The organism is Pseudomonas sp. AC229, from assembly GCF_979254655.1.
Genome location: NZ_CEEDHK010000017.1, coordinates 28,978 through 53,408 on the forward strand (window position 1 = coordinate 28,978; position 24,431 = coordinate 53,408).

A 24,431-nucleotide genomic window follows, 5' to 3' on the forward strand; every position below is an offset into this window, starting at 1 on the left:
GCCAAATCGCGTTGGGCGTTACTCCCCCGCCCCCTCCACATTCACCGGATCCAGCTTCCACTTCTCGCTGAGCGACTTCAGCGTGCCGTCGTCTTTCAGCGACTTGATCGCCGCCGCCACGGCTTTGGTGTTGGCTTCGTCTTTCACCAAGTACGCGCCGAATACATCCTTCTCCGGGAAGGTATAGAGCGTCTTGAATTGCCCTGGCGTTTGCAGTTCGCGGTAGGCCAGTTCGGTGTCTTGCGACAACCCGGCGCTGGCGCGGCCGACCAGCACTTGCTGGGCCACGTCGCTGCCCTTGGGGTAGGTCTGAAGGGTGGCGGCCGGTTTGCCGGCGGCTTTGAGTTCAGTGTTGAGCTTTTCCATGATCGCCACGTAACGCGTGCCCGATTGCACGGCCACCACCTTGCCGGAGAGGTCTTCCAGTTTGGTCAGCGTGAGGTCGCCCTTGCCGCTGCCAAATACGATGGTGGCGCTGGACAGGTACGGCACGGCGTTGAGTTTCTGCGTGCGCTCAGGCGTGATCAGGGCGCCGCTGATGACCACGTCGCAACGCTTGGATTCCAGGCCCGGCAGCAAGCCGGTGAACTCGGTCACGATAAAGCGCGCCGGCACACCCCAGGTTTTCGCCAAGGCGCGGATCAGGTCAGCATCGAAACCGCTGGGCTCGCGGTCGCCGGTTTTCTCAAAGAACTCCAGCGGCGGGAAGGTGGGGTCGGAGCAGACGTTGAAACTACCGCCGCTGACAAAAGACGGTTTGCTGTCGGCGGCGTGCAGCGTGGCGCTCAGGGCAGCGGCCAGCAGGCCGAGAAGGGCAATGGAACGAGTGCGCATGGGTGACTCCTTAAAAGGCTAAGTGCATCTGTTATTGGCAGTTCAAGAATCAGGCCAGCGAGGACCTGTAGAGCCGTTTGTTGTTATGCAAAAGCGTTTGGAGCGGGTGGAGCTACTTCCATCTCATCCTTGCCACCGTCATTCCCGCGAAAGCGGGAATCCAGAATTGCCCATGAATAGGTGCACCTGGATTCCCTCCTGCGGGGGGAATGACGGGGGACGGGTTTGTGATCTACGCGATTTCCGCGTTGCCTTTCATTTCAGCTTTCTTGGGCAGCGGCATCCAGCGCGGCCCTTGTGGCCCGTACACCTCAGCCGGTTCCGGGAACACCGCCAGCAGCACCAGATACAGCACCGCCGCCAAGCCCAGCGTCACCGGCAAGCTGACGTCGATGCCGTTGGCCAGATTGCCCAGCGGCCCGACGAATTGCCCCGGCAGGTTGACGAAGCACAAACCGATCAACGCGCTTGGCACCCAGGCGCCCATGCCGCGCCAGTTCCAGCCGTGGGTGAACCAATAGCTGCCACCTTTTTGCCCACGGGTGAACACTTGCAGGTCATCGGCGTGGTAAACGCCACGACGAATGATCAGGCCCAGAATCATGATCACCATCCACGGCGTGGTGCAGGTAATGATCAGCACCGCGAAGGTCGACACGCTTTGCACCAGGTTGGCGGCGAAGCGGCCGATGAAGATAAACGCGATCGACAACACGCCAATCAGCAGCGTCGCCTTGACCCGCGACAGCACGCGCGGGAACACGCTCGACATATCCAGCCCGGTGCCATACAGCGACGTGGTGCCGGTCGACATACCGCCAATCACCGCAATTAGGCACACCGGCAGGAAGAACCAGGTCGGGCATACCGCCAGCAAGCCGCCGACATAGTTGTTCGCGGTGATGTACTCCGGTGCCTTCACCGCCACGATGGTCGCGGTCGCCAGGCCGAACAGGAATGGGATCAGGGTAGCCAGCTGGGCGAACACCACCGCTAGCATGATCCGGCCTTTCGAGGTGTGCTTGGGGATGTAGCGCGCCCAGTCGCCGAGAAAGGCACCGAAGGAAATCGGGTTGCTCATGGCCACCAGCGCGGCGCCGATAAATGCTGCCCAGAAGCCTTCGGTGCCCATGTTCACGCTGCCGGCGTAGGCGCTGTCAAAGGTGCTGGCAAAGGCAAAGATGCCAAGCAGAAACAGCACACTGGCGCTCCATACCGCCACCTTGTTTACCCACAACAGAAAGCGGAAGCCGTAGATGCACACGGTGAGCACGAGGAGGGCAAACAGGCCGTAAGCCAGGCCCAGGGTCAGGTCGGTTTCCGGCAGGCCGATGAGGCGTTTTGCGCCGCCGATCAACGCGTCGCCCGAGCTCCAGACCGACAGCGAAAAGAACGCGATGGCCGTCAGCAGCGACAGAAACGAGCCGACAATTCGCCCGTGCACACCAAAGTGCGCGCCCGACGACACGGCGTTATTGGTGCCATTCAACGCCCCAAACAAGCCCATGGGCGCGAGGATCACCGAGCCCACCAGCACGCCCAGCAAAATAGCCCACACGCCGGCCTGAAACGACAGGCCAAACAGCACGGGGAAACTGCCGAGCACGGCGGTGGCGAAGGTGTTGGCGCCGCCGAAAATCATGCGGAACAGGTCCAGCGGTTTGGCGCTGCGCTCGCTGTCCGGGATCTGTTCGACGCCGAAGGTTTCGATGGTCGTCAGTGTTTTTTCGTTGTTGTTATTCATTTTTATCTCCCCGCAAAGACGCACTAAGCGTCTGCGCCCGTCTTCTATTTTTATGGTTTTGCGTGGTTACGCGTTACTGCGGTACAGCCGACAAATGCTCATGACAGGCCAGCCAGCGGCCCGCTTCTACCTCACGGAAAACAATGGTCTCGCGCTCGTAACTGGTGCTTTCGCTGCCGGCTACGCGCAATTGCGTGCGCACCTCGTGGACGAAAATCGCCACGTCGCCCTGCACGCTGACGAAGGGTTTGCTGGAGGTGCATTCCAGCACCTCGAAGCCATCCGCCAGCCAGTCGGCCCACACGGCTTCGTACGCTGCGCGACTCAACAACGGCGTGGGCCAGGTGTGGAAGACAAAGCTGGCGTCTTCGCTGAACGCGGCGAAGTAGGCCGCCGTGTCGGTGCGGGCGAAGGCGGCGACCAGGCGTTCGGCGGCATTGAGCACTTGCTGTTCTTTTAGCGCGACGGTCATTTGTGGCTGACTCCCGGCAGTACGCAGAGCATTTCGTACAGCAGGTTGGCGCCCAGCAGCGAGGTGTTGCCGGTGGTGTCGTAGGGTGGCGACACTTCAACTACGTCACAACCAATCAGGTCCAGCCCTTGGCAGCCGCGGATGATTTCGATGGCTTGAATCGTGGTCAAGCCGCCGATTTCCGGCGTGCCGGTGCCAGGCGCCCAGGCCGGGTCGATGCCGTCGATATCAAAACTCAGGTACACCGGGCCACCGCCGACTTTCTCGCGCACTTCGGCCATCAGCGGGGTCAGCGACTTGTGCCAGCACTCTTCGGCCTGCACTACACGGAAGCCCTGCTTGCGGCTCCAGTTGAAGTCTTCAGCGGTGTAACCCTGCGCGCGCAAACCGATCTGCACCACACGGTCGCAGTCCAGCAGGCCTTCTTCCACGGCGCGGCGGAAGGTGGTGCCGTGGGCGATTTTCTCGCCAAACATATGGTCGTTCACATCGGCGTGGGCATCGATATGCACCAGGCCAACCTTGCCGTACTTCTTGGTCAGCGCCCGCAGAATCGGCAGGGTGATGGTGTGATCGCCGCCCAGGGTCAGCGGCAGAATGCCGTGGCCGATAATCTTGTCGTACGAAGCTTCGATGATGCGCACGGCATCCAGCAGGTTGAACGTATTGATCGCCACGTCGCCGATGTCGGCCACATTCAACGAATCGAACGGCGCGGCACCGGTGGCCATGTTGTAGGGGCGGATCATCACGGATTCGGCGCGAATCTCGCGCGGGCCGAAGCGGGTGCCGGAACGCAGCGAGGTGCCGATGTCCAGCGGAACGCCGACGAAGGCGGCGTCCAGGGCATTGAGTTCGGCGTCGGTTTGGATATGCGGCAAGCGCATCATGGTGGCGATGCCGCCGAAACGCGGCATTTCGTTACCGCCCAGGGGTTGATGAAGCGTCTTTTCCACGGGGTGGCCTCACGATCTTATGTTTTTAATAGTGGGCGGATTCTGCGCAAGGGGTAGGCGGGAGAAAAATCCGGTGTAGGCAAATACTTAGTTCAGAGATTTCTAAACTAAGTTGGGGTGGGTAAGCTGTCGTTTTGAAACGAAGAGCTTCGCGAGCAAGCTCGCGTGATTAGCCCCCTCGCCCCCTTGGGGGTAGCGGCAGACATCAATGTTTGCCCGGGCCCTCTCCCCCAGCCCCTCTCCCGCAAGCGGGCGAGGGGAGACAAGCTTCGCGAGCAAAGCTCGCGTGATAGCCCCCTCGTCCCCTTGGGGGAGAGGGCTGGGGAGAGGGGGTGGCGGCAGACACCGATGTTTGCCCCGGCCCTCACCCCCGGCCCCTCTCCCGCAAGCGGGAGAGGGGTGAACAGCCTCTGGAGTTTGTTTTGAGCCAAGTCCTTCCCGACCTAAAACTCCTGCGCATCTTCGTCAGCGTGGTCCGCCATCAAGGCTTCGCCGCCGCGCAGCAGGAGCTCAACCTGTCCACGTCGGCCATCAGCACCTACATGAGCCAACTGGAAGGCCAACTGGGCCTGAGCCTGTGCCATCGCGGGCGCGGTGGTTTCAGCCTGACCAGCAAGGGCGAGCTGTTCTTCCAGGAAACCCTGCGCCTGCTCGGCGAGATGGAAGGCTTCGAGCGCTACGCCGCCGCGCTCAAGGGCGAGCTGCGTGGAACCCTCAATTTGGGGGTGATCGACTCCACCGTCAGCGACCGCGCCTTGCCATTCGCCGAGGTCATCGGCACTTACAGCGAAGAACACCCGGCCGTGCATTTGCACCTGTCGGTGCTCAGCCCCTACGAACTTCAGCTTGGCGTGTTGGAAAACCGCCTGGACCTGGCGATCGGTTCCTTTTCCACGCGCATGAACGGCTTGCTCTATCAGGCGCTGTACCGCGAGCAGCACTGGCTGTATTGCAGCGACCGCCATCCGCTGTTCGGCGAGCGGCGCATTCCGCCAGAGTTGATCACTCAGCAGCGCATGGTCGGGCGCAGTTATTGGAGCCAGGCGGAGCTGGCGCGCCACGGTTTCAAGCACAGCGCGGCGACGGTGGAAAGTATGGAGGCGCAGTTGATTCTGGTGCTGTCGGGCGCCTACATCGGCTACCTGCCCGAGCACTATGCGCAAGCCTGGGTCGACCAGAAACGCCTGCGCCCGCTGCTGCCCACCACGTTTGGTTACCAGGCGCCGTTTTCCCTGACCTACCGCCGTGGGCGTTCGCGTGAGCCGCTGTTGCAAACCTTTCGCGATTTACTGAAAACCCAGCTCAGCCAACCGCGCCCGGCCGCTGCGCTACCCACCGCTGCGCTATAAGCACCGCCGTTGCTGGCGTCTAGCCATTGCTGTGCTACACCTAAATCCTTATGGGCATAGGGGTTTTTATGCTCGTCACCACAAGGATGAACCCGATGCGCCAGAACCTGCCTGTTACTCAGCGCGAAAGAACCTTTTCCGAGCATGAGCGCCTGATTTCCACGACGGATTTGCACAGCAAAATCACCTACTGCAACGACGCGTTCGTCGAGCTCAGCGGTTTTACCCGGGAAGAGCTGATCGGCCAGCCACACAATCTGGTGCGCCACCCCGATATGCCGCCGGCGGTGTTCGGCCACATGTGGGACGTGATCAAGCAGGGCAAGCCGTGGATGGGACTGGTGAAGAATCGTTCCAAAAATGGCGATTTCTATTGGGTCAGCGCCTACGTCACGCCGGTGTATGAGAACGGCAAGATCGCCGGTTACGAGTCAGTGCGCTCGTTGCCGACCCGCGAGCAGGTTGCGCGGGCAGACAAACTTTACGCCCGCCTGCGCGCCGGCAAGAGCCCGGTGCCGGCACTGGCCTACTGGACGCAGGACATTGTGAATTCCTGGCCGGTGATTCTGGCCACGCTGATTATTCTTGGCGGGGATCTGTGGCTTAAAGGCTGGGCGAAAACAGCATTGGCCATGGTGGTCATGGCGCTGCTGGCGCTCTGGCTGGTCATCAGCAAACGTCAGGATGTACGCAATACCCTGGCCGATCACCCCAAAGCCTTTACCAGCGAGCTGGTGGCGCTGACCTATTCCGACAACCCCGGCCCGCAGGGGCTGCTCGACCTGGCGATGATCAGCGAAGAGGCGCGTCTGCAAACCGCACTCACGCGCCTGGAAGACGCCGGCATCAGCGTGAAACTGCGCGCGGCGGAGTCATCGAAACTGTCGAACTCCAACGCCGAATTGCTGGAGCAGCAGCGCAGCGAAACCGATCAGTCGGCCACTGCCATCAACCAGATGGCCGCCACCATTCAGGAGGTGGCGCACAACGTCGCCAGCACCGCCAATGCCGCGCAGGAAGCGGATCAGTTGGCGCAGCAGGGACGCGGTCTGGCCAACGACAGTCTGGGCGCCATGAAGCACATGGCGGATGCCGTTACCGAAATCGGCCAGGCGGTGAAGGACCTCGCCGACTCGACACAATCGATTGGCAGCGTCGCCGACGTGATTACCTCCATCGCCGAGCAAACCAACCTGCTGGCCCTCAACGCTGCCATTGAAGCGGCGCGGGCAGGGGAGCAGGGGCGTGGTTTTGCCGTGGTGGCGGACGAGGTGCGTTCGCTGGCCTCGCGCACCCGTGAATCCACCGAGCAGATTCACGCCATCATTGCCTCGCTGCGCAGTGGTGCCGATCGCGCCGTAACCACGGCCAGCAAAGGTGAGGAAATTTCCCGCGAAAGCGTGCACAGCGTCGAAGCCGTTCAGCAGGCGCTGGATGGCATCAGCCAGGCGGTGACGCGCATCACCGGCATGAGCCAGCAGATGGCCACGGCCTCCGAGCAGCAGAGCCATGTAGCCGAAGACATCAGCCAGCAAATCACCCGCATCGCCCAGCTCTCCGACCGCAGCGCCGGGCAGGCGCAGGAAGGCGTGGTCATCAGCCAGGACCTGGAACACATGGCTGAATACCTGCACAGCCTGGCCGAGCGTTTCAACAAATAACCCGGGCAGCCCGATGGCAGCGACTGCCATCGGGTGGCAGACTTCGCGCTCCAGAGGAGTGCCCATGTCCCGCGCGTTATGCCCGCGTTGTCAGCGTCCGCTCAGCCATTGCCTGTGCGCGCTGATTCCCAGCCTCAACAGCCGCACCCGCGTGCTGATTCTGCAGCACCCCAGCGAAGTCAAACACGCCCTGAACACGGCGCGCCTGGCTGCGCTTGGCTTGCGCAATGCCGAGCTGTGCGTGGGCGAGCGGTTTGATCAGTTGCAAGCGCTGCTCAACCCGCCGGGTTATCGCAGCGTTCTGCTATTTCCGGGGGAAGGCGCGACGGTGCTGCACACGCCGGGCGGCGTTGACGTGCCGCTGCAACTGGTGGTGCCGGACGGCACCTGGCGCAAGGCGAGCAAGTTGCTGCATGTGAACCCGCTGCTGGCCGCGCTGCCGAGGGTCTGTTTGCCGGCGGGCGGTGAGTCGCGCTATCGGCTGCGCAAGGCGCCGATGGCGGGGGCGTTGTCGACCATTGAAGCCGTCGTTCAGGCGCTGGAAATTGTCGAGGCGCCGCAACGGTTCGCTGAGTTACTCAAGCCGTTCGAGGCGTTGATTGAGGGGCAGATTGCGGCGATGGGAGAAGACACCTTTCAGCGCAATCATCTATAAAGCATCGCGGCTCATTGTGGAGCGGCTTCCCCGCACGCCGCAGCCCGTAGGCGCTAGCTTGCTAGCGAACCCTGCAAACGCCGGTTGCCGAGGTTTGCAGGGTTCGCCACCAAGGTGGCTCCTACAAAAACGGTCCGCAATGGGCCTGCGGGAGCCGCCATGCTCTTGCGCTTCAAGGTGCATCCCGCAAGGCCAGCGCGTTATCGAGCATCCGATTGGAAAAGCCCCACTCGTTGTCATACCAGGCCAGCACTTTGAGCAGCTTGCCGTTGGTTTTGGTGTGGTTGGCATCGAAGATCGACGACAGCGGGTTGTGGTTGAAGTCGTGCGACACCAGCGGCAGCGTGTTGTAGCCAAGAATGGGCAACTGCTTGCTGGCTTCCAGCATCAGCGTATTGACGGTTTCGGCGCTGGTCTGCTGTTTCAGTTCTACCGTTAAGTCCACCAGCGACACGTTGATAACCGGCACCCGCACCGCCATGCCGGTGAGCTTGCCCGCCAGTTCCGGCAACACCAGGCCGACCGCTTCGGCGGCGCCGGTTTTGGTCGGGATCATCGACTGGGTGGCCGAGCGCGCGCGGTAAGGGTCGCTGTGGTAGACGTCCGACAGGTTCTGGTCGTTGGTGTAGGCGTGAATCGTGGTCATCAGGCCGTTTTCAATGCCCAGCTCGCGGTGCAGCACTTGCGCAATCGGCGCCAGGCAATTGGTGGTGCACGAGGCGCTGGAGATGATCTGGTGCGACTGGCGCAAGGTGTCGTGGTTGACGCCGTAAACGATGGTGGCATCGGCGCCCTTGGCCGGGGCCGAAATAATAACTTTGGCGGCACCGGCCGAGAGGTGCGCGGCCGCTTTGTCGCGGTCGGTGAACAGGCCCGTGCATTCAAAGACGATGTCGATCTGTTGCTCGCGCCATGGCAGCTCGGCGGGGTTGCGGATGGCGGTGACGGCAATGCGGTCGCCGTTCACCAGCAGTGCGTCGGCTTGTGCCTCAACAGTGCCGTCGAAAATGCCGTGCACGCTGTCGTACTTGAACAGGTGGGCGTTGATGGCGCTGTCGCCGAGGTCGTTGATCGCGACTACCTGCAGCTGTTGGCGGTAGTCCTGGGTGTACAGGGCGCGCAGAATGTTGCGGCCGATACGGCCGAAGCCGTTGATTGCGATACGCAGTGTCATGGAATCACCGAATCTTGTCTTTTGTTGTTGGAATTACAAGATTATGCTCGGTAATATATAAATCAAGCCATTTTTACCGACTATATTTTGTTTTATATAAAATTTATGCCTGTTTGGAGCCGATGATATGCATCCTCGTGTCGTAGAAGTTACCGAGCGTTTGATTGCCCGCAGCCGCGCCACGCGTGAGCATTATTTGAAGATGATTCGCGCCGCTGCCGAAGACGGTCCGGCGCGAGCCAAGCACCAGTGCGCCAACTTCGCCCACGGCGTGGCGGGGTGTACCGGCGAAGACAAACAGCGCCTGCGCCTGATGGATTCTGCCAACGTGGCGATCATCTCCGCGTACAACGACATGCTCTCGGCCCACCAGCCATACGAGCACTTCCCCGACCAGATCAAACAGGCTTTGCGCGATATCGGCTCCGTCGGCCAATTTGCCGGCGGTGTGCCGGCCATGTGCGACGGCGTGACCCAAGGCGAGCCGGGCATGGAAATCGGTATCGCCAGCCGTGAAACCATCGCCATGTCCACCGCCGTGGCGCTGTCTCACAATATGTTCGACGCCGCCTTGTGCCTGGGTATCTGCGACAAGATCGTGCCGGGCTTGATGATGGGCGCGCTGCGCTTTGGCCACTTGCCGATTATTTTCGTGCCGGGCGGGCCGATGACCACCGGCTCGTCGAACAAGGAAAAAGCCGAAGTTCGCCAGCGCTACGCCGAAGGCAAAGCCACCCGCGACGAGCTGCTGGAATCGGAAATGAAGGCCTACCACGGCCCCGGCACCTGCACCTTTTATGGCACCGCCAACACCAACCAGCTGCTGATGGAAGTAATGGGCCTGCATCTGCCCGGCGCCTCGTTCGTTAACCCGTACACGCCGCTGCGCGATGCGCTGACCCGCGAAGCGGCGCAGCAGGTCACGCGTCTTACCAGCCAGGCCGGCAACCGCCTGATGATGGGTGAGATGGTCGATGAAAAAGTGTTGGTCAACTCCATCGTTGCGTTGCACGCCACCGGCGGCTCCAGCAACCACACTTTGCACATGCCAGCCATCGCCCGCGCGGCGGGCATCTTGCTGACCTGGCAAGACATGGCCGACCTCTCCGAAGTGGTGCCGACCATGGCCCACGTCTATCCGAACGGAAAATCTGACATCAACCACTTCCAGGCCGCTGGCGGCATGGCGTTCCTTATCCGCGAGCTGCTCGACGGCGGCTTGCTGCATGAAGACGTGCACACCGTGGTCGGCCACGGCCTGCGCCGCTACACCCAGGAACCGTTCCTGCAAGACGGCAAACTGGTATGGCGCGACGGCCCGACCCAGAGCCTCGACGAAAGCATCCTGCGCCCGCTGTCCAACCCGTACTCGCCCGAAGGCGGCTTGCGCGTGATGGAGGGCAACCTTGGTCGTGGCGTGATGAAAGTGTCGGCCGTGGCGCTGGAGCACCAGATTGTCGAAGCGCCGGCGCGGGTGTTTCACGATCAGCAAGAACTGGCCGACGCCTTCCAGGCCGGCGAGCTGGAGCGCGATTTCGTCGCGGTGATGCGCTTCCAGGGGCCGCGCAGCAACGGCATGCCCGAGCTGCACAAAATGACGCCGTACCTGGGCGTGTTGCAGGACCGCGGCTTCAAAGTGGCGCTGGTCACCGATGGCCGGATGTCGGGCGCCTCGGGTAAGATCCCGGCCGCCATTCACGTGTGCCCGGAAGCCTTCGACGGCGGCCCGCTGGCCCGCGTGCGTGACGGCGATATCGTTCGCGTTGACGGCACCAAAGGTGAATTGCGTGTGTTGGTAAACGAAGCGGAACTGGCGCAGCGGGAAAATGCCCAAGGGCTGCCGGTCGCCTTCGGTACCGGCCGTGAATTGTTTGCCTTTATGCGCGCCGCGTTCAGCACCGCCGAACAAGGCGCCAGTGCCTTTACTACCAGTTTGGAAGGATTGAAATGAAGTTAGCCCTGGTCGGCGATATCGGCGGCACCAATGCACGCTTTGCGTTGTGGCGCGATAACCAGCTGGAGTCTGTGCGGGTTCTGGCCACGGCCGATTTTCCCGGCGTCGAGCAAGCCATCATCGCCTACCTCGACGGCCTCGGCCTGGCGCCGGGCGCTGTGCACGCGGTGTGCCTGGCCTGCGCCGGGCCGGTGAGTGGCGATGTGTTTGTGTTTACCAACAACCACTGGCGCCTGAGCCGTTCGGCGTTCTGCCGCGACTTGCAAGTGGACGACCTGCTGCTGATTAACGATTTCTCCGCCATGGCCCTGGGCATGACGCGCCTGGAAGAACACGAGCGCGTGCAAGTGTGCCCCGGCACCGCCGAAGCCGACCGCCCAGCCGTGGTGGTCGGGCCGGGTACCGGTTTGGGTGTGGGCACCTTGATTGGTTCGGCCGCCGAAGGTTGGCAAGCCTTGCCGGGCGAGGGCGGGCATGTCGACCTGCCGATTGGCTCGCCGCGCGAAGCGCAGCTGTGGCAAGAGCTGTATCGCCTGAACGGCCATATTCGCGCCGAAGACGTGTTGAGCGGTGGCGGTTTGCTGCTGTTGTACCGCGCCCTGTGCGCCCTCGACGGCCATGAACAAACCCTGCAATCGCCAGCCGACATCACCGCCGCCGCACTGGCCGGTGACGACGTGGCGGGCCAGGTAATCGACCAGTTTTGCTCGTGGCTTGGCCGCGTTGCCGGCAACAACGTGCTGAGCCTTGGCGGGCGCGGTGGTGTGTACATCGTCGGTGGCATCGTGCCGCGTTTCACCGAGCTATTCTTGCGCAGCGGTTTCGCCCGCTGCTTCGCCGAGAAAGGCCCGATGAGCAAATACATGGTCGACGTGCCGGTATGGCTGGTCACCGCCGAGTACCCAGGTTTGATGGGCGCCGGTGTCGCCCTGCAACAGCTGTTGGAACGCCAGCAATAAACGTCTAGAAAACAAAAACCAGAAAAGGACGGGCCCCTTGAGCCAGACCGGAAAATCCATTCTGTTAGTGGATGACGATCAGGAAATTCGCGAACTGCTGGAAGCCTACCTGAGCCGCGCCGGCTTTCAGGTGCGCACCGTGGGCGACGGCGCAGGCTTTCGCGCAGCGCTTGGCGAGGAGAGCGCCGACCTGCTGATTCTCGACGTCATGCTGCCCGACGAAGACGGCTTCAGCCTGTGCCGCTGGGTGCGCCAACATCCGCGCTTGGCGCAGGTGCCGATCATCATGCTGACCGCCAGTTCCGACGAAGCCGACCGCGTGATTGGCCTGGAATTGGGCGCGGACGACTACCTCGGCAAACCCTTCAGCCCACGCGAGCTGCAAGCGCGCATCAAAGCCTTGCTGCGCCGCGCCCAGTTCGGCCAGGAACGCAGCCGCGTCGAGGTGCTGGCCTTTGATGAATGGCGCCTGGACATGATCAGCCACCGCCTGTTTCACCTCGACGGCGAAGAAGTGTTTCTCTCCGGCGCCGACTTCGCCTTGCTCAAGCTGTTCCTCGACCATCCGCAACAAATTCTCGACCGCGACACCATCGGCAACGCCACCCGTGGCCGCGAGCCGATGCCGCTTGATCGCATCGTCGACATGGCCGTCAGCCGCTTGCGCCAGCGCCTGCGCGACACCGGCAAAGCGCCGCGCCTGATCCGCACCGTGCGGGGTTCCGGCTACCTGCTGGCGGCCAACGTGACGCCGCACAATGCTGCCTAACCCGGCGCCGACGCCACCGAAACCCTGGTATCAGCGCTGGTTCGGCTGGGTGCCGGTGCCGCGCTCCTTGCTCGGGCGCATGTTGCTGCTGACCCTGCTGGCGGTGTTGATGGCGCAGAGCTTGTCGAGCGTTATCTGGCTGTCGCAACTGCGCGCCACGCAGCTTGAAGGCCTGGTGACCAGCGCCCGCAGCCTGGCGCATTCGATGTCCGCTAGCGTCAGTTACTTGCGTTCTTTGCCGCTGGCCTATCGGCCGCTGGTGCTGGATCAGTTGCGCAGCATGGGCGGCACGCGCTTTGTGGTCACCCTCAACGACAAGCCGCTGGACATGCGCGTGCTGCCGCCGACGCCGCGCAAGACGGCGGTGCTCGAATCGGTGCACGACGTGCTGCGCGAAGCCATGGGCAGCGACCCCGACATTCTGGTGACCTTCGTCAGCCCGGACGATTTACGTATCTTCAACGGTGGCCTGAAACTCGACGAACTGCCGCGCTCCTGGGCGCATTACGCGCTGACCCTGGAACCGGTGAAACCGCCGGTGCTGGTCACGCAAATTCAGATGGCGCCGGGCGAGTGGCTGTACATCGCCTCCTTGTTGCCCGAGCCCTACACCAGCCTGGAAGAAGAAGGCCTGCCGGCCCAGCAGGTGTGGTTCATCTTCCTCACCAGCAGCTTTTTGCTGCTGTTTATCGGCGTGCTGGTGCACTGGCAAAGCCGTCCGCTTAAGCGCTTGGCGCGGGCCGCGCGCGACATGTCGCTGGGCGCCGCCGAAGTGCGGCCGGTGGCGGAGGGCGGGGGCAGTGAAGTGGTGGAAGTGGGCCGCGCCTTCAACGCCATGCGCGAACGCATCAGCCGTTACCTGATCGAACGCAGCCAACTGTTCAGCGCCATTTCCCACGACCTGCGCACGCCCATCACGCGCTTGCGCCTGCGCGTGGAATTGCTTGAAGACGAAAAGGTACAAGCCAAGTTCGGCCGCGACCTGGACGACCTGGAAATGTTGGTCAAAGGCGCGTTGCAGTGCGTGAAAGACACCGACATCCACGAAAACATCGAGCCGGTCGACCTCAACCTCGCGCTCGACTGCCTGATCGAGCCGTACCTGCCGCCCCAAGGCAACGGCCGCGTCAGCCTCAACGGTCGGGCGCTGGCCGCCTACGCCGGCAAGCCGCTGGCGCTGCGCCGCTGCATGGGCAACCTGATCGACAACGCCCTCAAGTACGGCAACAAAGCGCACCTGCACATCGAAGACAACGACAGCGCATTCATTCTGCACGTCGATGACGAAGGCCCCGGCGTGCCGGAACAGCGCCTGGAGCAAGTGTTCGAGCCGCACTTTCGCCTGTCTGGCAAACAGCAGGGCTACGGGTTGGGCTTGGGCATCGCGCGCAACATCGCCCACAGTCACGGCGGCGAAGTGACGCTGCAAAACCTGCGCGAAGGCGGCTTGCGCGTGACCTTGTACCTGCCGCGTTTCGCCGACTAATCAGAACTCAGCGACGATCTGCCCGAGCATTTCCATCGCCCGCTCGCTGGCTTCGTCCCACGTGTGGCCGTGGTTCAGGCGCGCGCAATTGCCGAAACTGCGCGTGGCTGAAAAGATCGGCCCCGGCGCCAGGCTGATGCCCTGCGCCAATGCCAGTTGGAACAGCTGCAACGAGTCCACCGCCTGGGGAAATTCGAACCACAGAAAGTAGCCGCCGCTGGGCCGCGTCACCCGCGTTTCGGCCGGAAAGTGCCGGGCCGCAGACGCGAGCATGGCGCTCTGCTGCATCTCCAGGGTGTGCCGCAACTTGCGCAAATGGCGGTCGTAGCCGCCGTGTTGCAGGTAATCGGCAATCGCCGCTTGCGCCGGCACGGAGGGGGAAATGGTGGTCATCAGCTTCAACCGGCTGATCTTTTCCGCATAACGGCCGCCCGCCACCCAACCCACGCGATAACCGGGCGCCAGGCTTTTCGAAAACGAGCCGCAGTGCATCACCAGCCCGTCGCGGTCGAAACTCTTCACCGGCTTGGGCGGCTGGGTGCCGTAATACAGCTCGGCATACACATCGTCCTCAATCAGCGGCACCTGATGCTGGTGCAGCAGCTCATACAGTGCGCGCTTTTTCTCATCGCTCATGCTCGCGCCGAGCGGGTTCTGCAAACTGCTCATAAACCAGCACGCCTTGATCGGCAGCTGTGCCAGGCTGTCGGCCAGGGTTTGCAGATCAATGCCCTCGCGCGGGTGCACCGGAATTTCCACCGCCTTGAGCTTCAAGCGTTCCAGCACCTGCAACGTCGCGTAAAACGCCGGAGCCTCGATGGCCACCAGGTCGCCCGGTTGGGTGACGGTTTGCAAACACAGATTCAACGCCTCCATGGCGCCGTTGGTAATGACCAGTTCTTCAAGCCGCAGCATCACCCCGGCCACGCGATAACGCAGGGCGATTTGCCTGCGCAGATCGGGGTTGCCCGAGGTCATGTCAGCGATTACCGCATGGGGCGACAGCGCGCGCAGGCTCTGCGCCATCGAACGCGCTAGGCGCGCGAGGGGAAACAGATCCGGGCTGGGAAACGCCGAGCCGAAGGGCACGGTGTTGGGATCTTTCAGGGAACCGAGCACGGAGAACACCAACTCGCTGACGTCCACCTCCGTGGTGTGCGCCGCACGGGGGCTGATCTGCGCCTCGGGCAGGGGGCGTTTGGCGTGTTCACGCACGAAATAACCGGAACGGGCGCGCGCCTGAATCAGGCCGCGGTCTTCGAGCAGGTAATAGGCCTGAAACACCGTGGAAGGACTGACGCCATACGTGCGGCTGGCGTGGCGCACCGACGGCACTTTTTCCCCGGCAGCGAGCACACCGGAGCGGATTAGTTCGGCGATTTCATCGGCGAATTTTTCGTAGCGTTTCATCGAATCCTGCGCAGGCATGGGCGGGAGGGCAGGAGGGGACTTTACGGGAAGGGGTGGGGGCATGGCGATGGGGTCTGTTTGAAGCGCTTCGTAGGTTGGGTTGAGCCTCGGCGAAGCCCAACGTCACGCGGTGATGGGCATCTCATTAAGCGGACGATCAAAAGCGGTTGAGCCAAAGCTGAAATCAACGGCCCCTCTCCCCAGCCCTCTCCCGCAAGCGGGAGAGGGGGATGAACCCATGCGGTCGCGGCCTTAAGTCACCCCTCGCCCGCTCGCGGGAGAGGGGCTGGGGGGGAGGGGCTTTTTTGCCTCAGCGATTCACCGGCGCCACAAACGTACTCACCCCCGCCACCCGGCTCCCCGGCGCATCCACATCCTTCAACTCAAAATGCACTTTCTCGGAAATGCTCGCCGGCCGTTCCGCCGTCAGCACCACGCTCAGCGGCACGTCGGTTATCTCGCCGGGCGCCAGTTGCAGGGTGGTGTTGCCGCTGAGTTGGTACGGGCCGTCGCCGGTCAGGGCCAGTTGATAGCGGCGGGTTTGTTGGGTTTTGTTGATGACTTTGACGCTGTAGATATTTTCGATCTGCCCGGCGCTGTTTTCGCGGAACAGACCACGGTCGCGGGTGATGTCGAGGGACAGCTGCGGCCGGGCGTCGAGCGCCCAGACAAAGGCGCCGATCATCAGCAGCAACGCAGCGCCGTAGCTGACCAACCGGGGTCGCAGAAAGCGGGTTTTCTCGCCGGTCAATGAGCGCTCGGAGCGGTAGCCGATCAGGCCGCGGGCGTAGCCCATTTTGTCCATCACCGAGTCGCAGGCGTCGATGCATGCGCCGCAGCTGATGCAGTCCAATTGCAGGCCGTCGCGGATGTCGATGCCGGTGGGGCACACCTGGACGCACACGGTGCAGTCGATGCAGTCGCCCAAGCCCACACTTTGCGGCACCACGTCGCGGCGGCGGGCGCCACGGTTTTCGCCACGGGCGGCGTCGTAGCTCACCAGCAGGGTGTCTTTGTCGAACATCACGCTTTGAAAGCGCGAGTACGGGCACATGTGCAGGCAGACTTTCTCGCGCAGCCAGCCGGCGTTCAGGTAGGTGGCGGCGGTGAAGAAGAACAGCCACGTGGCGCTGCCGCTGTCGAGGCTGAAGCTCAGCAGTTCAGCGGTGAGGTCGCGCACCGGCACGAAGTAGCCGATAAAGCCGACCGCCGTTGCCAAACTGATGGCCAACCACAGCCCATGCTTGGCGCTGCGCCGCAGCACTTTGTTGACCGACCACGGCGCGGCGTCGAGTTTGATCCGTTGGCTACGATCACCCTCGGTGACTTTTTCCGCCCACATAAACACCCACGTCCACACGCTTTGCGGGCAGGTGTAGCCGCACCACACGCGCCCGGCAAAGACGGTGATGGCGAACAGGCCAAAGGCGGCGATGATCAGCAGCGCCGACAGCAGAATGAAATCCTGCGGCCAAAAGGTGGCGCCGAAGATGTAAAAGCGCTGGCCGGACAAGTCCCAGAGCACCGCCTGGCGACCGCCCCAGTTCAGCCACGCGGTGCCGAAGAAAATCAGGAACAGCAGCCCCGCGCCGTACAGGCGCAGGTTGCGAAACAGGCCGGTGAAGGCGCGGGTGTGAATCGGCCCGCCGGCTTGCGCCGGGGTCAGCCGCAAGGGCTGGCGCGGGTCAATGGTTTCAAGCAGTTGCGCGGGAATACGGTCGGTCATGGCTGGCCCCATCAGGCTCTTTTTCAGGCGTGGCCATGATGGGGCGGCATCTGCTCCGATAACAGACTCAGGTTTAGCGGAAAAAACCGGATCAGATGGGTTTCGCTCAGCTCAATTCGAGCCAGATCGGTGCGTGGTCGGACGGCTTTTCCATGCCGCGCAGGTCGTAGTCGATGCCGGCGTCTTTGAGGCGACTTTGCAGCGGCGCGCTGGCCAAAATCACGTCGATGCGCAGGCCGCGTTTGGGCTCGTCTTCAAACCCCCGGCTGCGGTAGTCGAACCAACTGAAGCGGTCGTTCACCTCCGGGTGCAGGTGGCGGAAGGAATCCACCAGGCCCCAGCCTTTCAAGGTTTCCAGCCACTCGCGTTCTTCCGGCAGGAAGCTGCATTTGCCGGTTTTCAGCCAGCGCAGGCGGTTCACTTCGCCGATGCCGATGTCGCAGTCTTGCGGGGAAATATTGATGTCGCCCATCACCACCACCGCCTGGTCCGGCGAGAACTGCGTGGTGAGCAGGGTTTGCAAGTCGGCGTAGAAGCGCTGTTTGGCCGGGAATTTGGTGGGGTGGTCGCGGCTCTCGCCTTGGGGGAAATAGCCGTTCATCACGGTGACGGGCTGGCCGTTTTCGTCGGCAAAGGTGCCGTAGATAAAGCGGCGCTGGGCGTCTTCTTCATCGCCAGGGAAGCCTTTGTGCAGCGCCAGCGGCGCCTGACGGGAAAGCAGGGCGACACCGTAATGGCCTTTCTGCCCGTGCCAACTGACGTGATAGCCCAGGGCTTCAATTTCAGCGAAGGGAAATTGCTCGTCCGCCACTTTGGTTTCCTGCAGGCCGATGACGTCGGGCTGGTGTTTTTCGATCAACGCCGCCAACTGGTGAGGGCGGGCGCGCAGGCCGTTGATGTTGAAGGAAACGATCTTCATGGGCGGCAGGTTCTCTTTATGGCGGTCTAGACAGGCAAACAGCAAAGCCTGCGATGCTAGCCCATGCCCGGCGACGGGACCAGCGGCGGCGTGTGGCAGGGCGGCGCCTTGGCTGCTAACGTGAGGTCGGTCTTACGCAATAAACGCCCGATAAAACCAACAATAAAAAACCGCCTGGAGCCCGCGCCGTTCGTGCGTTTGCGCCAAGGCAGGTGAACCGAGGTACCGTGCATGCCTTCGTCTGTTGCCCTTCCCGCTGCCGAGGTGCGTTTACTCGACAGCAGCTTTGTTCGCGAAGCCCGTTCCTTGCTCTATCACGCCTACCGCCACGAGCCGACTTTCGGCTATCTGTTCGAATCCGAACGCCCCGGTTACGACCAACGTGTGCGCGCCACCGTGCGCGAATTGGTGCAGCGGCATTTTCTCGAAGAGCTGCCTGCCATTGGCCTGGTGATCAACGACCGGCTGGTGGCCTTGGCCTTGATCGCGCCGCCACAGCGGCGGCTCGACATCACCGAAAGCTGGGGCTGGCGCCTGCGCATGTTGCTGACCACCGGCCTGCGTTGCACCAAACGTTACCTGCACTACCACGACGCCGTGCTCGCCTGCCTGCCGCCGGGGCAATACCACGTGCTGCCATTGCTGGGCGTGCATCCGGAATTTCAGGGCAAACACTTGGGCGAACAATTGCTCGAAGCCTTGCACGACTGGTGCGCCAGCGACGAAACATCGCTCGGCGTAGTGCTCGACACCGGCAACCCGCGCTACCTGGATTTCTACAAACGCCAAGGTTACGAAGAAATTGGCGAAGTGGCCGTGGGACCGATTCACGAACATGTGTTCTTCCACGCCAACCCCCAGCAGGTCGCCCTCGCCAGCGCTTGAAACGTGCCGCCACCGTGGCGCCCGCCCGCTCTGGAACGGGCGGGCGCCCGTGTTAGCATCGGTGCCCATGACTTTTCACGCATCAATCGGGCTGGCGTTGGCGCTGCTGCTCACGGCCACCACCGCCCTCGCGCAAACCCAGCTGAGCGTGCGCATCAAGCCGGCCAACCCGTCGCTCAAAGCCAACGTCAGCGGCTATGTGGGCGATCTGGGCGAGCGCGACGAAGCGGCCTTGCAGCGCTTCAGCCGCGGCGCCGAAGTGCAGGCACGCAAGGCCGCCGAGGCGTTGGGCTATTACCAGGCAACCATCAGCAGCGAGGTCGACCGCAACGACCGCGGCCCGCGCCTGATCCTGCGCATCGAACCCGGCGAGCCGGTGCACATCCGCAACGTGACGGTGCGCATCGACGGCCCCGCCGCGCAGTTGCCGGCCTTTCGCGTACCGGCCAGCAGCGAGCTGCGCAGTGGCGCGGTGCTCAATCACGGTCACTACGAAGATGCCAAACGGCTGATCCAGAACCAGGCTTCGCGCTACGGCTTTTTCAGCGGCCGTTTCACCTCGCAACGCATGGCCATCGACCCCGTGGCCGGGGTGGCGGATATCGAGCTGATCTACGCCAGCGGCCCGCGCTACTACTTCGGCCCCAGCCAATTCACCGGCGACCAGACCTTCGACGAGCAACTGCTGCAACGCATGGTGCCGTTCAAACCCGGCACCGCCTACGACGCCGACCTGATCGCAAAGCTCTATCAAAACCTGCAAGGCAGTGGCTACTTCGACAGTGTGCGGGTCGATGCCGCGCCGGTTCAGGGCAGCGGCGAGCAGGTGCCGGTGAAGATTGACCTGGTCTCCCGTGAACCGCGCACCGTCGGCATCGGCCTGGGCTTTTCCACCGACGTTGGCCCGCGCGCGCGCTTCAACTGGACGCGCCACTGGGCCAACGCGCAAGGCCACAGCTACGGCACGGAAATGGAGCTGTCCGCGCCGCGGCAAAACATCGGCCTGTGGTACGACATTCCCGGCAACCCGCCGCTCACCGACAAAACCCGCTGGGCCGGCGGCTACCAGTACGAAGAACTGGCCAACACCGATAGCCTCAGCCGCCTGCTCACCGTCGGCCCGGAGTGGCACAGCAAACTCGACAGCGGTTGGCAGCAAGTGCTCTCACTCAAGCTGCAACGCGAGGAATATCGCCTGGGCAGCGACAACGGCCTGAGCACGTTATTGATGCCTGGCGTCAGTTATTCCTACCTGCACAGCGACAACGCCATCGACCCCGCCAACGGCTACCGCTTGCAGTTCGAAGCGTCGGTGGCCAAGGACGGACTGATCTCCGACAGCAATTTGTTGTACGGCACGGTGCTCGCCAAAGGCCTGACCACGCTGTGGGACAAACACCGCTTTCTCGGTCGCCTGCAGTTCGGCGGCAGCGCCACCGACGACTACAAAGCCGTGCCACCGTCGCTGCGGTTTTTTGCCGGCGGCGACCAGAGCGTGCGCGGTTACGACTACCAATCGCTGTCGCCGGAAAACGATCAGGGCGACCGCATCGGCGGCCGCTATCTGGTGGCCGGCAGCGTGGAGTACCAATACGCCTTTGCCGAGCGCTGGCGCTGGGCGACTTTTGTTGACCAAGGCAACGCCTTTCAGAATCTGGAAATACCCACCCTGAAAACCGGCGTCGGCATGGGCGTGCGCTGGATTTCGCCGGTTGGCCCGATCCGCCTCGACCTGGCCCGGGCGCTGGATGACGACGGCGGCTTTCGCCTGCATTTCTCCATGGGGCCGGAGCTGTGAGGGTGGTCAAGCGTGCGGTCTTCGCGCTGCTCGCCGTGGTGCTGAGCGCGGTGCTGGCGCTGGCCGTATTGCTTGGCACCGAGGGCGGCAGTCGTTGGCTGGTCGCGCACCTTCCGGGCGTGCAGGTGGACGCGTTCGAAGGCCGCCTGGGCGGGGCGTGGGGCGCAGCGAGCCTGGTGTGGCAGCAGCCGGGCGATGAGGTGGCGCTGACGGCGGTGAGCGTCGAGTGGTCGCCTTCATGCTTGCTCAGGCTGACCCTGTGCATCGACCACCTGCGCGCCCAGCAACTGACCCTGCAATTTGCCAGCAGCGAGAGCAGCGACGACACGCCGTTGTCGTTACCGGCCCTGAACCTGCCGTTGTCGTTGCAACTGGGCGATATCCAGGTGGGCAGCATCGTTTACAACGGTGGCGAGCAGGCAAGCCAATTGGCACTGGTGGCGCGCTGGAGCGCAAGCGGGCTGCAGATTGAACGCTTGCTGGGCGCCAGCAATGGTGTGGCGCTGGACGTACACGGCACGCTCGACCCCAACGGCCAGTGGCCGCTGAAGCTGGAAGGCAGCGTGCAACTGCCGTCCCCCGATGCGCAGCGCTGGGACCTGGCGGTGAAGGTTGATGGCGAGCTGCAAAACAGCCTCGCTGTGGCCGCCGCCAGCTCCGGCTACTTGACGGCAACGCTCAAGGGCCGCGTGCAGCCCCTGGCCGACGGCCTGCCGGCACAGGCGCAGATCAGCGCTGAGCAATTCTCGGCCCACGCCGATATGCCTGCGCTCAAGGCCATCGAACTGAGCGCGGCGGGCACGCTGAGTGCCGGTTATCAAGTGAACGGCACGGCGGCGCTGGAGGCGCAGAACGGCGATATTCCGCTGACCCTGGCCGGCCTCGTCACCGCCAGCGGTGCCGATATCCAAGCCGTGACGCTGCAAGCGGCGGACAACCAACACATCACCGTCAATGGCCGCCTGGATTGGCAAGACGCCTTTACCGCCGACGCCGAGTTCACCTGGCTGGACTTTCCTTGGCGCCGCCTGTTGCCCGAGGTGGAAGAGCCCGCCGTCACGCTGCACACCTTGGCCGGGCAGGTGCATTTTCAGGGCGGCAACTACCTTGGCCATTTCGCCGCCGAGCTCAACGGCCCGGCCGGCGCGTTCAGCCTGAGCAGCCCGGTGAGTGGCGATTTGAGCCAAGTCCATTTGGTCAGCCTGCAACTGCAAGCCGGGCAGGGCAAAGCCGAAGGGCAGGTGACCCTGGGCTTTGTCGATGGCATTCGCTGGGACAGCCGCTTGCAGCTCAGTCAGCTTGACCCTGCGTATTGGCTGGCCGAACTGCCCGGCACGCTGGGCGGTACGTTGGTCAGCCAGGGCGAGTACCGCGAGCAATTGAAGCTGACTGCCGATCTCGACCTCAACGGCCGCCTGCGCGGGCAACCCGCTGTGCTTCAGGCGCAAGCCGCCGGCGCCGGTGAGCGCTGGAGCGTGGACAAGCTCGACGTCCGCCTGGGCGACAACCGCGTGCAGGGGCAGGGCAGCCTCGATCAGCGCCTGGCCGGCAAACTGACGCTGGCCATGCCGCGCCTCGGTCAACTGTGGCCGCAGCTGGCAGGGCAGTTGAATGGTCAGCTCGACCTCGCCGGCAGTCTGCTAGCGCCCCAGGGCCAGCTCACCTTGCGCGGAACGCAACTGGCCTATCAGCAGCAGAAAATCGCCACGCTCGACCTCGCCGCCGCGCTCGACAGCCAGCAGCGCGGCAAACTGGAACTCACCGCCACGGCCATCAAAAACGGCGACACCGACCTCGGTCGATTGCACCTGACCGGCAGCGGCAACCGCCAGCAGCAACGCATGGCTCTCGACCTCAATGGCGACAAACTCAAGCTGAATCTCGCCGCCGACGGCACCCTGGCGCCGAACCTCGACTGGCGTGGACGCATCGCCAGCGGCCGCGTTGAGAGCGCCGGGCAGGTGTGGCAGTTGCAGCACGCGGCGACGTTGCAGCGCTTGGCCAACGGCCAGTTGAGCCTGGGCGCCAACTGTTGGCTGAGCGGTGCGGCCAGCGTGTGTGGCGATGAGCAACGGCTGATGCCCGAACCGCGTCTGCGCTGGCGCCTGCGCGATTTCCCGATGCAAACCCTGGCGCAGTGGTGGCCGGCGGACTTCGCCTGGCAAGGCCAACTCAACGCGGACCTGTCGCTCGACTTGCCCGCCAGCGGCCCTAACGGCGATGTACGCCTGGACCTGGGCGCCGGCAACTTTCGCGTCCGCGATAACGGTCATTGGCTGGACTTGCCCTACGACCGCTTCCTGCTCACCAGCCAATTGCGCCCGCAACGCATCGACTCGCAGCTGGATTTCCACGGCGCCAAATTGGGCCAGTTGACCCTGCGCGCACAGATCGACCCACGGCCGGTGAGCAAGCCGCTGTCTGGCAGCTTTGAACTGGCGGGCCTCGACCTCAGCGTGGCGCGGCCTTTTGTACCCCTGGTCGAGCGCCTGAACGGGCATCTGAACGGCAGCGGCACGTTGTCTGGCGGCTTGCTGGCGCCGCAAATCAACGGCCGCTTGCTGATCGAAGACGGCGAGGTGGCGGGCAGCGAATTGCCGGTCAGCGTCCAGGGTTTGAAGGCAGAGGCGTTGATCGTCGGCGAGCGCCTGCAACTGACCAGCAACTGGCGCAGCGGCGAAGCAGGCGAGGGCAGCCTAAGCGGGCAACTGACGTGGAACGCAGGCCTGAATATGGACATGCAACTGCGCGGCAGTCGCCTGCCCGTGATCGTGGAACCGTACGCCAACCTGGAAGTGCACCCGGACCTCAACCTGCGCCTGGCCGACGAACGCCTGGCGGTGCAAGGCAAAGTGCGCGTGCCCCGTGGCGCCATCGAGATTCGCCAGTTGCCGCCGTCCACCGTGAAGGTTTCTGACGATGCGCAGGTGGTCGGCGTGCACGACCCCGAAGCGCGGCAAACGCAGGCCATGGCGATGGATATCGACATTGACGTAGGTGCCGCCGAAGGCGAGCCGCCGCTGACCTTCAGCGGCTTTGGCCTGACTGCCGAACTGGGCGGGCGCCTGCACATGGGCGACAACCTCGACACACGCGGCGAGCTGACGCTGAAAAAAGGCCGTTACCGCGCCTACGGCCAGCGCCTGAACCTGCGCCGCGCACGGCTGCTGTTTGCCGGGCCGATTGACCAGCCGTACCTCGACGTCGAGGCGGTGCGCCAGGTCGACAGCGTGACGGCCGGCCTGCGCATCAGCGGCAACGCCGAGCAGCCGACCACGGAAGTGTTTTCCGAACCGGCCATGAGTCAGCAGCAGGCGCTGTCTTATCTGGTACTCGGGCGCCCGGCCGGTACCGGCACCGGCGACAACAACATGCTCGCCGAAGCGGCGCTGGGCCTGGGCTTGATGGGCAGCTCGTCAGTGACCAGTGAAATGGCCCAGCGCCTGGGCATCAGCGACTTCCAGCTCGACACCGGCGGCAGCGGCGCGCGTACCAGCGTGGTGGCCAGCGGCAATTTGTCGGAGCGCTTGAGCCTGCGTTATGGCGTGGGCGTGTTCGAGCCGGCGAGCACCCTGGCGCTGCGCTACGAACTGACCAAACGGGTGTACGTGGAAGCCGCCAGTGGCTTGGCCAGTTCGTTGGATATTTTCTACAAGCGCGATTTCTGACCGGCACGTAAA

The 24,431-nt window shown here is 63.3% G+C and carries 17 protein-coding genes and 2 pseudogenes; 11 read left to right on the forward strand and 8 right to left on the reverse strand.

Annotated elements, in window-relative coordinates; translation table 11 throughout:
- Positions 1–18: 18 nt before the first annotated feature.
- The 4 genes from AC0IW7_RS21540 to speB all read right to left on the reverse strand — a co-directional run bounded on the left by AC0IW7_RS21540 (position 19) and on the right by speB (position 4,006).
- Complete coding sequence (locus AC0IW7_RS21540; RefSeq protein ID WP_471820733.1) at positions 19–834, reverse strand: ABC transporter substrate-binding protein; 816 nt, start codon at positions 832–834, stop codon at positions 19–21.
- A gap of 232 nt (positions 835–1,066) precedes the next feature.
- A complete protein-coding gene (locus AC0IW7_RS21545) occupies positions 1,067–2,578 on the reverse strand; it encodes a purine-cytosine permease family protein (protein WP_471820735.1) in 1,512 nt (503 codons plus the stop codon).
- A 73-nt stretch (positions 2,579–2,651) separates the two neighbouring features.
- Entirely contained in the window at positions 2,652–3,050 is a 399-nt protein-coding gene (locus tag AC0IW7_RS21550) for a nuclear transport factor 2 family protein (RefSeq protein WP_122497269.1), read from the reverse strand.
- Positions 3,047–4,006: an agmatinase gene (gene speB / locus AC0IW7_RS21555; RefSeq protein WP_122497271.1), complete on the reverse strand. Its 960-nt coding sequence runs from the start codon at positions 4,004–4,006 to the stop codon at positions 3,047–3,049. Before speB ends, AC0IW7_RS21550 begins: the two co-directional genes overlap by 4 nt.
- A 422-nt stretch (positions 4,007–4,428) precedes the next feature.
- On the opposite strand from speB, the gene AC0IW7_RS21560 reads away from it, so the two are divergent.
- From AC0IW7_RS21560 to AC0IW7_RS21575, 4 genes and pseudogenes are all read left to right on the forward strand, one after another.
- Entirely contained in the window at positions 4,429–5,355 is a 927-nt protein-coding gene (locus AC0IW7_RS21560; RefSeq protein ID WP_471820737.1) for a LysR family transcriptional regulator, read from the forward strand.
- Positions 5,356–5,450: 95 nt separating this feature from the next.
- Positions 5,451–5,732 (forward strand): annotated as a pseudogene (locus AC0IW7_RS21565) (PAS domain-containing protein); the annotation flags it as partial.
- 768 nt (positions 5,733–6,500) lie between these two features.
- Positions 6,501–7,016: pseudogene (locus tag AC0IW7_RS21570) on the forward strand (methyl-accepting chemotaxis protein); the annotation flags it as partial.
- Positions 7,017–7,080: 64 nt separating this feature from the next.
- On the forward strand, positions 7,081–7,671 hold the full coding sequence (locus AC0IW7_RS21575; protein ID WP_471820739.1) for a tRNA-uridine aminocarboxypropyltransferase: 591 nt from the start codon (positions 7,081–7,083) through the stop codon (positions 7,669–7,671).
- Positions 7,672–7,843: 172 nt separating this feature from the next.
- Here the strand turns inward: AC0IW7_RS21575 and gap are convergent, their stop codons facing one another.
- The gene (gene gap / locus AC0IW7_RS21580; protein ID WP_471820741.1) at positions 7,844–8,845 is read right to left on the reverse strand and encodes a type I glyceraldehyde-3-phosphate dehydrogenase; all 1,002 of its coding nucleotides are present in this window, start codon (positions 8,843–8,845) and stop codon (positions 7,844–7,846) included.
- A gap of 127 nt (positions 8,846–8,972) precedes the next feature.
- Between gap and edd the strand changes: the two genes are divergently transcribed.
- The 4 genes from edd to AC0IW7_RS21600 all read left to right on the forward strand — a co-directional run bounded on the left by edd (position 8,973) and on the right by AC0IW7_RS21600 (position 14,013).
- Positions 8,973–10,796, forward strand: a complete 1,824-nt coding sequence (gene edd / locus AC0IW7_RS21585) for a phosphogluconate dehydratase (protein ID WP_471820742.1) — start codon at positions 8,973–8,975, stop codon at positions 10,794–10,796.
- Complete coding sequence (locus AC0IW7_RS21590; protein WP_471820744.1) at positions 10,793–11,758, forward strand: glucokinase; 966 nt, start codon at positions 10,793–10,795, stop codon at positions 11,756–11,758. The genes edd and AC0IW7_RS21590 overlap by 4 nt, the downstream gene beginning before the upstream one ends.
- Before the next feature lie 37 nt (positions 11,759–11,795).
- On the forward strand, positions 11,796–12,527 hold the full coding sequence (locus tag AC0IW7_RS21595) for a response regulator transcription factor (RefSeq protein ID WP_122451268.1): 732 nt from the start codon (positions 11,796–11,798) through the stop codon (positions 12,525–12,527).
- Positions 12,528–12,606: 79 nt separating this feature from the next.
- A complete protein-coding gene (locus AC0IW7_RS21600) occupies positions 12,607–14,013 on the forward strand; it encodes an ATP-binding protein (RefSeq protein ID WP_463384675.1) in 1,407 nt (468 codons plus the stop codon).
- Here the strand turns inward: AC0IW7_RS21600 and mapR are convergent, their stop codons facing one another.
- The 3 genes from mapR to xthA all read right to left on the reverse strand — a co-directional run bounded on the left by mapR (position 14,014) and on the right by xthA (position 18,068).
- Positions 14,014–15,423 carry a GntR family transcriptional regulator MpaR gene (mapR, locus tag AC0IW7_RS21605; RefSeq protein WP_463560696.1) on the reverse strand — a complete coding sequence of 470 codons (1,410 nt, stop codon included), beginning with the start codon at positions 15,421–15,423 and terminating at the stop codon, positions 14,014–14,016.
- A 310-nt stretch (positions 15,424–15,733) separates the two neighbouring features.
- Positions 15,734–17,149 carry a cytochrome c oxidase accessory protein CcoG gene (ccoG, locus tag AC0IW7_RS21610; RefSeq protein ID WP_471820746.1) on the reverse strand — a complete coding sequence of 472 codons (1,416 nt, stop codon included), beginning with the start codon at positions 17,147–17,149 and terminating at the stop codon, positions 15,734–15,736.
- Between the two features lie 106 nt (positions 17,150–17,255).
- Positions 17,256–18,068, reverse strand: a complete 813-nt coding sequence (gene xthA / locus AC0IW7_RS21615; protein WP_471820748.1) for an exodeoxyribonuclease III — start codon at positions 18,066–18,068, stop codon at positions 17,256–17,258.
- Positions 18,069–18,299: 231 nt separating this feature from the next.
- On the opposite strand from xthA, the gene AC0IW7_RS21620 reads away from it, so the two are divergent.
- The 3 genes from AC0IW7_RS21620 to AC0IW7_RS21630 all read left to right on the forward strand — a co-directional run bounded on the left by AC0IW7_RS21620 (position 18,300) and on the right by AC0IW7_RS21630 (position 24,419).
- Entirely contained in the window at positions 18,300–18,953 is a 654-nt protein-coding gene (locus AC0IW7_RS21620) for a GNAT family N-acetyltransferase (RefSeq protein WP_463550007.1), read from the forward strand.
- A 67-nt stretch (positions 18,954–19,020) separates the two neighbouring features.
- Positions 19,021–20,751: an autotransporter assembly complex protein TamA gene (locus AC0IW7_RS21625; RefSeq protein WP_471820750.1), complete on the forward strand. Its 1,731-nt coding sequence runs from the start codon at positions 19,021–19,023 to the stop codon at positions 20,749–20,751.
- Positions 20,748–24,419: a translocation/assembly module TamB domain-containing protein gene (locus tag AC0IW7_RS21630; protein ID WP_471820751.1), complete on the forward strand. Its 3,672-nt coding sequence runs from the start codon at positions 20,748–20,750 to the stop codon at positions 24,417–24,419. The genes AC0IW7_RS21625 and AC0IW7_RS21630 overlap by 4 nt, the downstream gene beginning before the upstream one ends.
- Positions 24,420–24,431: the final 12 nt, after the last annotated feature.

Excerpts from the sequence above, each read along its gene's own strand:
- AC0IW7_RS21540 (WP_471820733.1), bottom strand. The coding sequence starts at position 834 with ATGCGCACTCGTTCCATTGCCCTTCTCGGCCTGCTGGCCGCTGCCCTG.
- AC0IW7_RS21545 (WP_471820735.1), bottom strand. The coding sequence starts at position 2,578 with ATGAATAACAACAACGAAAAAACACTGACGACCATCGAAACCTTCGGC.
- AC0IW7_RS21550 (WP_122497269.1), bottom strand. The coding sequence starts at position 3,050 with ATGACCGTCGCGCTAAAAGAACAGCAAGTGCTCAATGCCGCCGAACGC.
- AC0IW7_RS21575 (WP_471820739.1), top strand. The coding sequence starts at position 7,081 with ATGTCCCGCGCGTTATGCCCGCGTTGTCAGCGTCCGCTCAGCCATTGC.
- gap (WP_471820741.1), bottom strand. The coding sequence starts at position 8,845 with ATGACACTGCGTATCGCAATCAACGGCTTCGGCCGTATCGGCCGCAAC.
- edd (WP_471820742.1), top strand. The coding sequence starts at position 8,973 with ATGCATCCTCGTGTCGTAGAAGTTACCGAGCGTTTGATTGCCCGCAGC.
- AC0IW7_RS21590 (WP_471820744.1), top strand. The coding sequence starts at position 10,793 with ATGAAGTTAGCCCTGGTCGGCGATATCGGCGGCACCAATGCACGCTTT.
- AC0IW7_RS21600 (WP_463384675.1), top strand. The coding sequence starts at position 12,607 with ATGTTGCTGCTGACCCTGCTGGCGGTGTTGATGGCGCAGAGCTTGTCG.
- mapR (WP_463560696.1), bottom strand. The coding sequence starts at position 15,423 with ATGAAACGCTACGAAAAATTCGCCGATGAAATCGCCGAACTAATCCGC.
- ccoG (WP_471820746.1), bottom strand. The coding sequence starts at position 17,149 with ATGACCGACCGTATTCCCGCGCAACTGCTTGAAACCATTGACCCGCGC.
- xthA (WP_471820748.1), bottom strand. The coding sequence starts at position 18,068 with ATGAAGATCGTTTCCTTCAACATCAACGGCCTGCGCGCCCGCCCTCAC.
- AC0IW7_RS21620 (WP_463550007.1), top strand. The coding sequence starts at position 18,300 with ATGCCTTCGTCTGTTGCCCTTCCCGCTGCCGAGGTGCGTTTACTCGAC.
- AC0IW7_RS21625 (WP_471820750.1), top strand. The coding sequence starts at position 19,021 with ATGACTTTTCACGCATCAATCGGGCTGGCGTTGGCGCTGCTGCTCACG.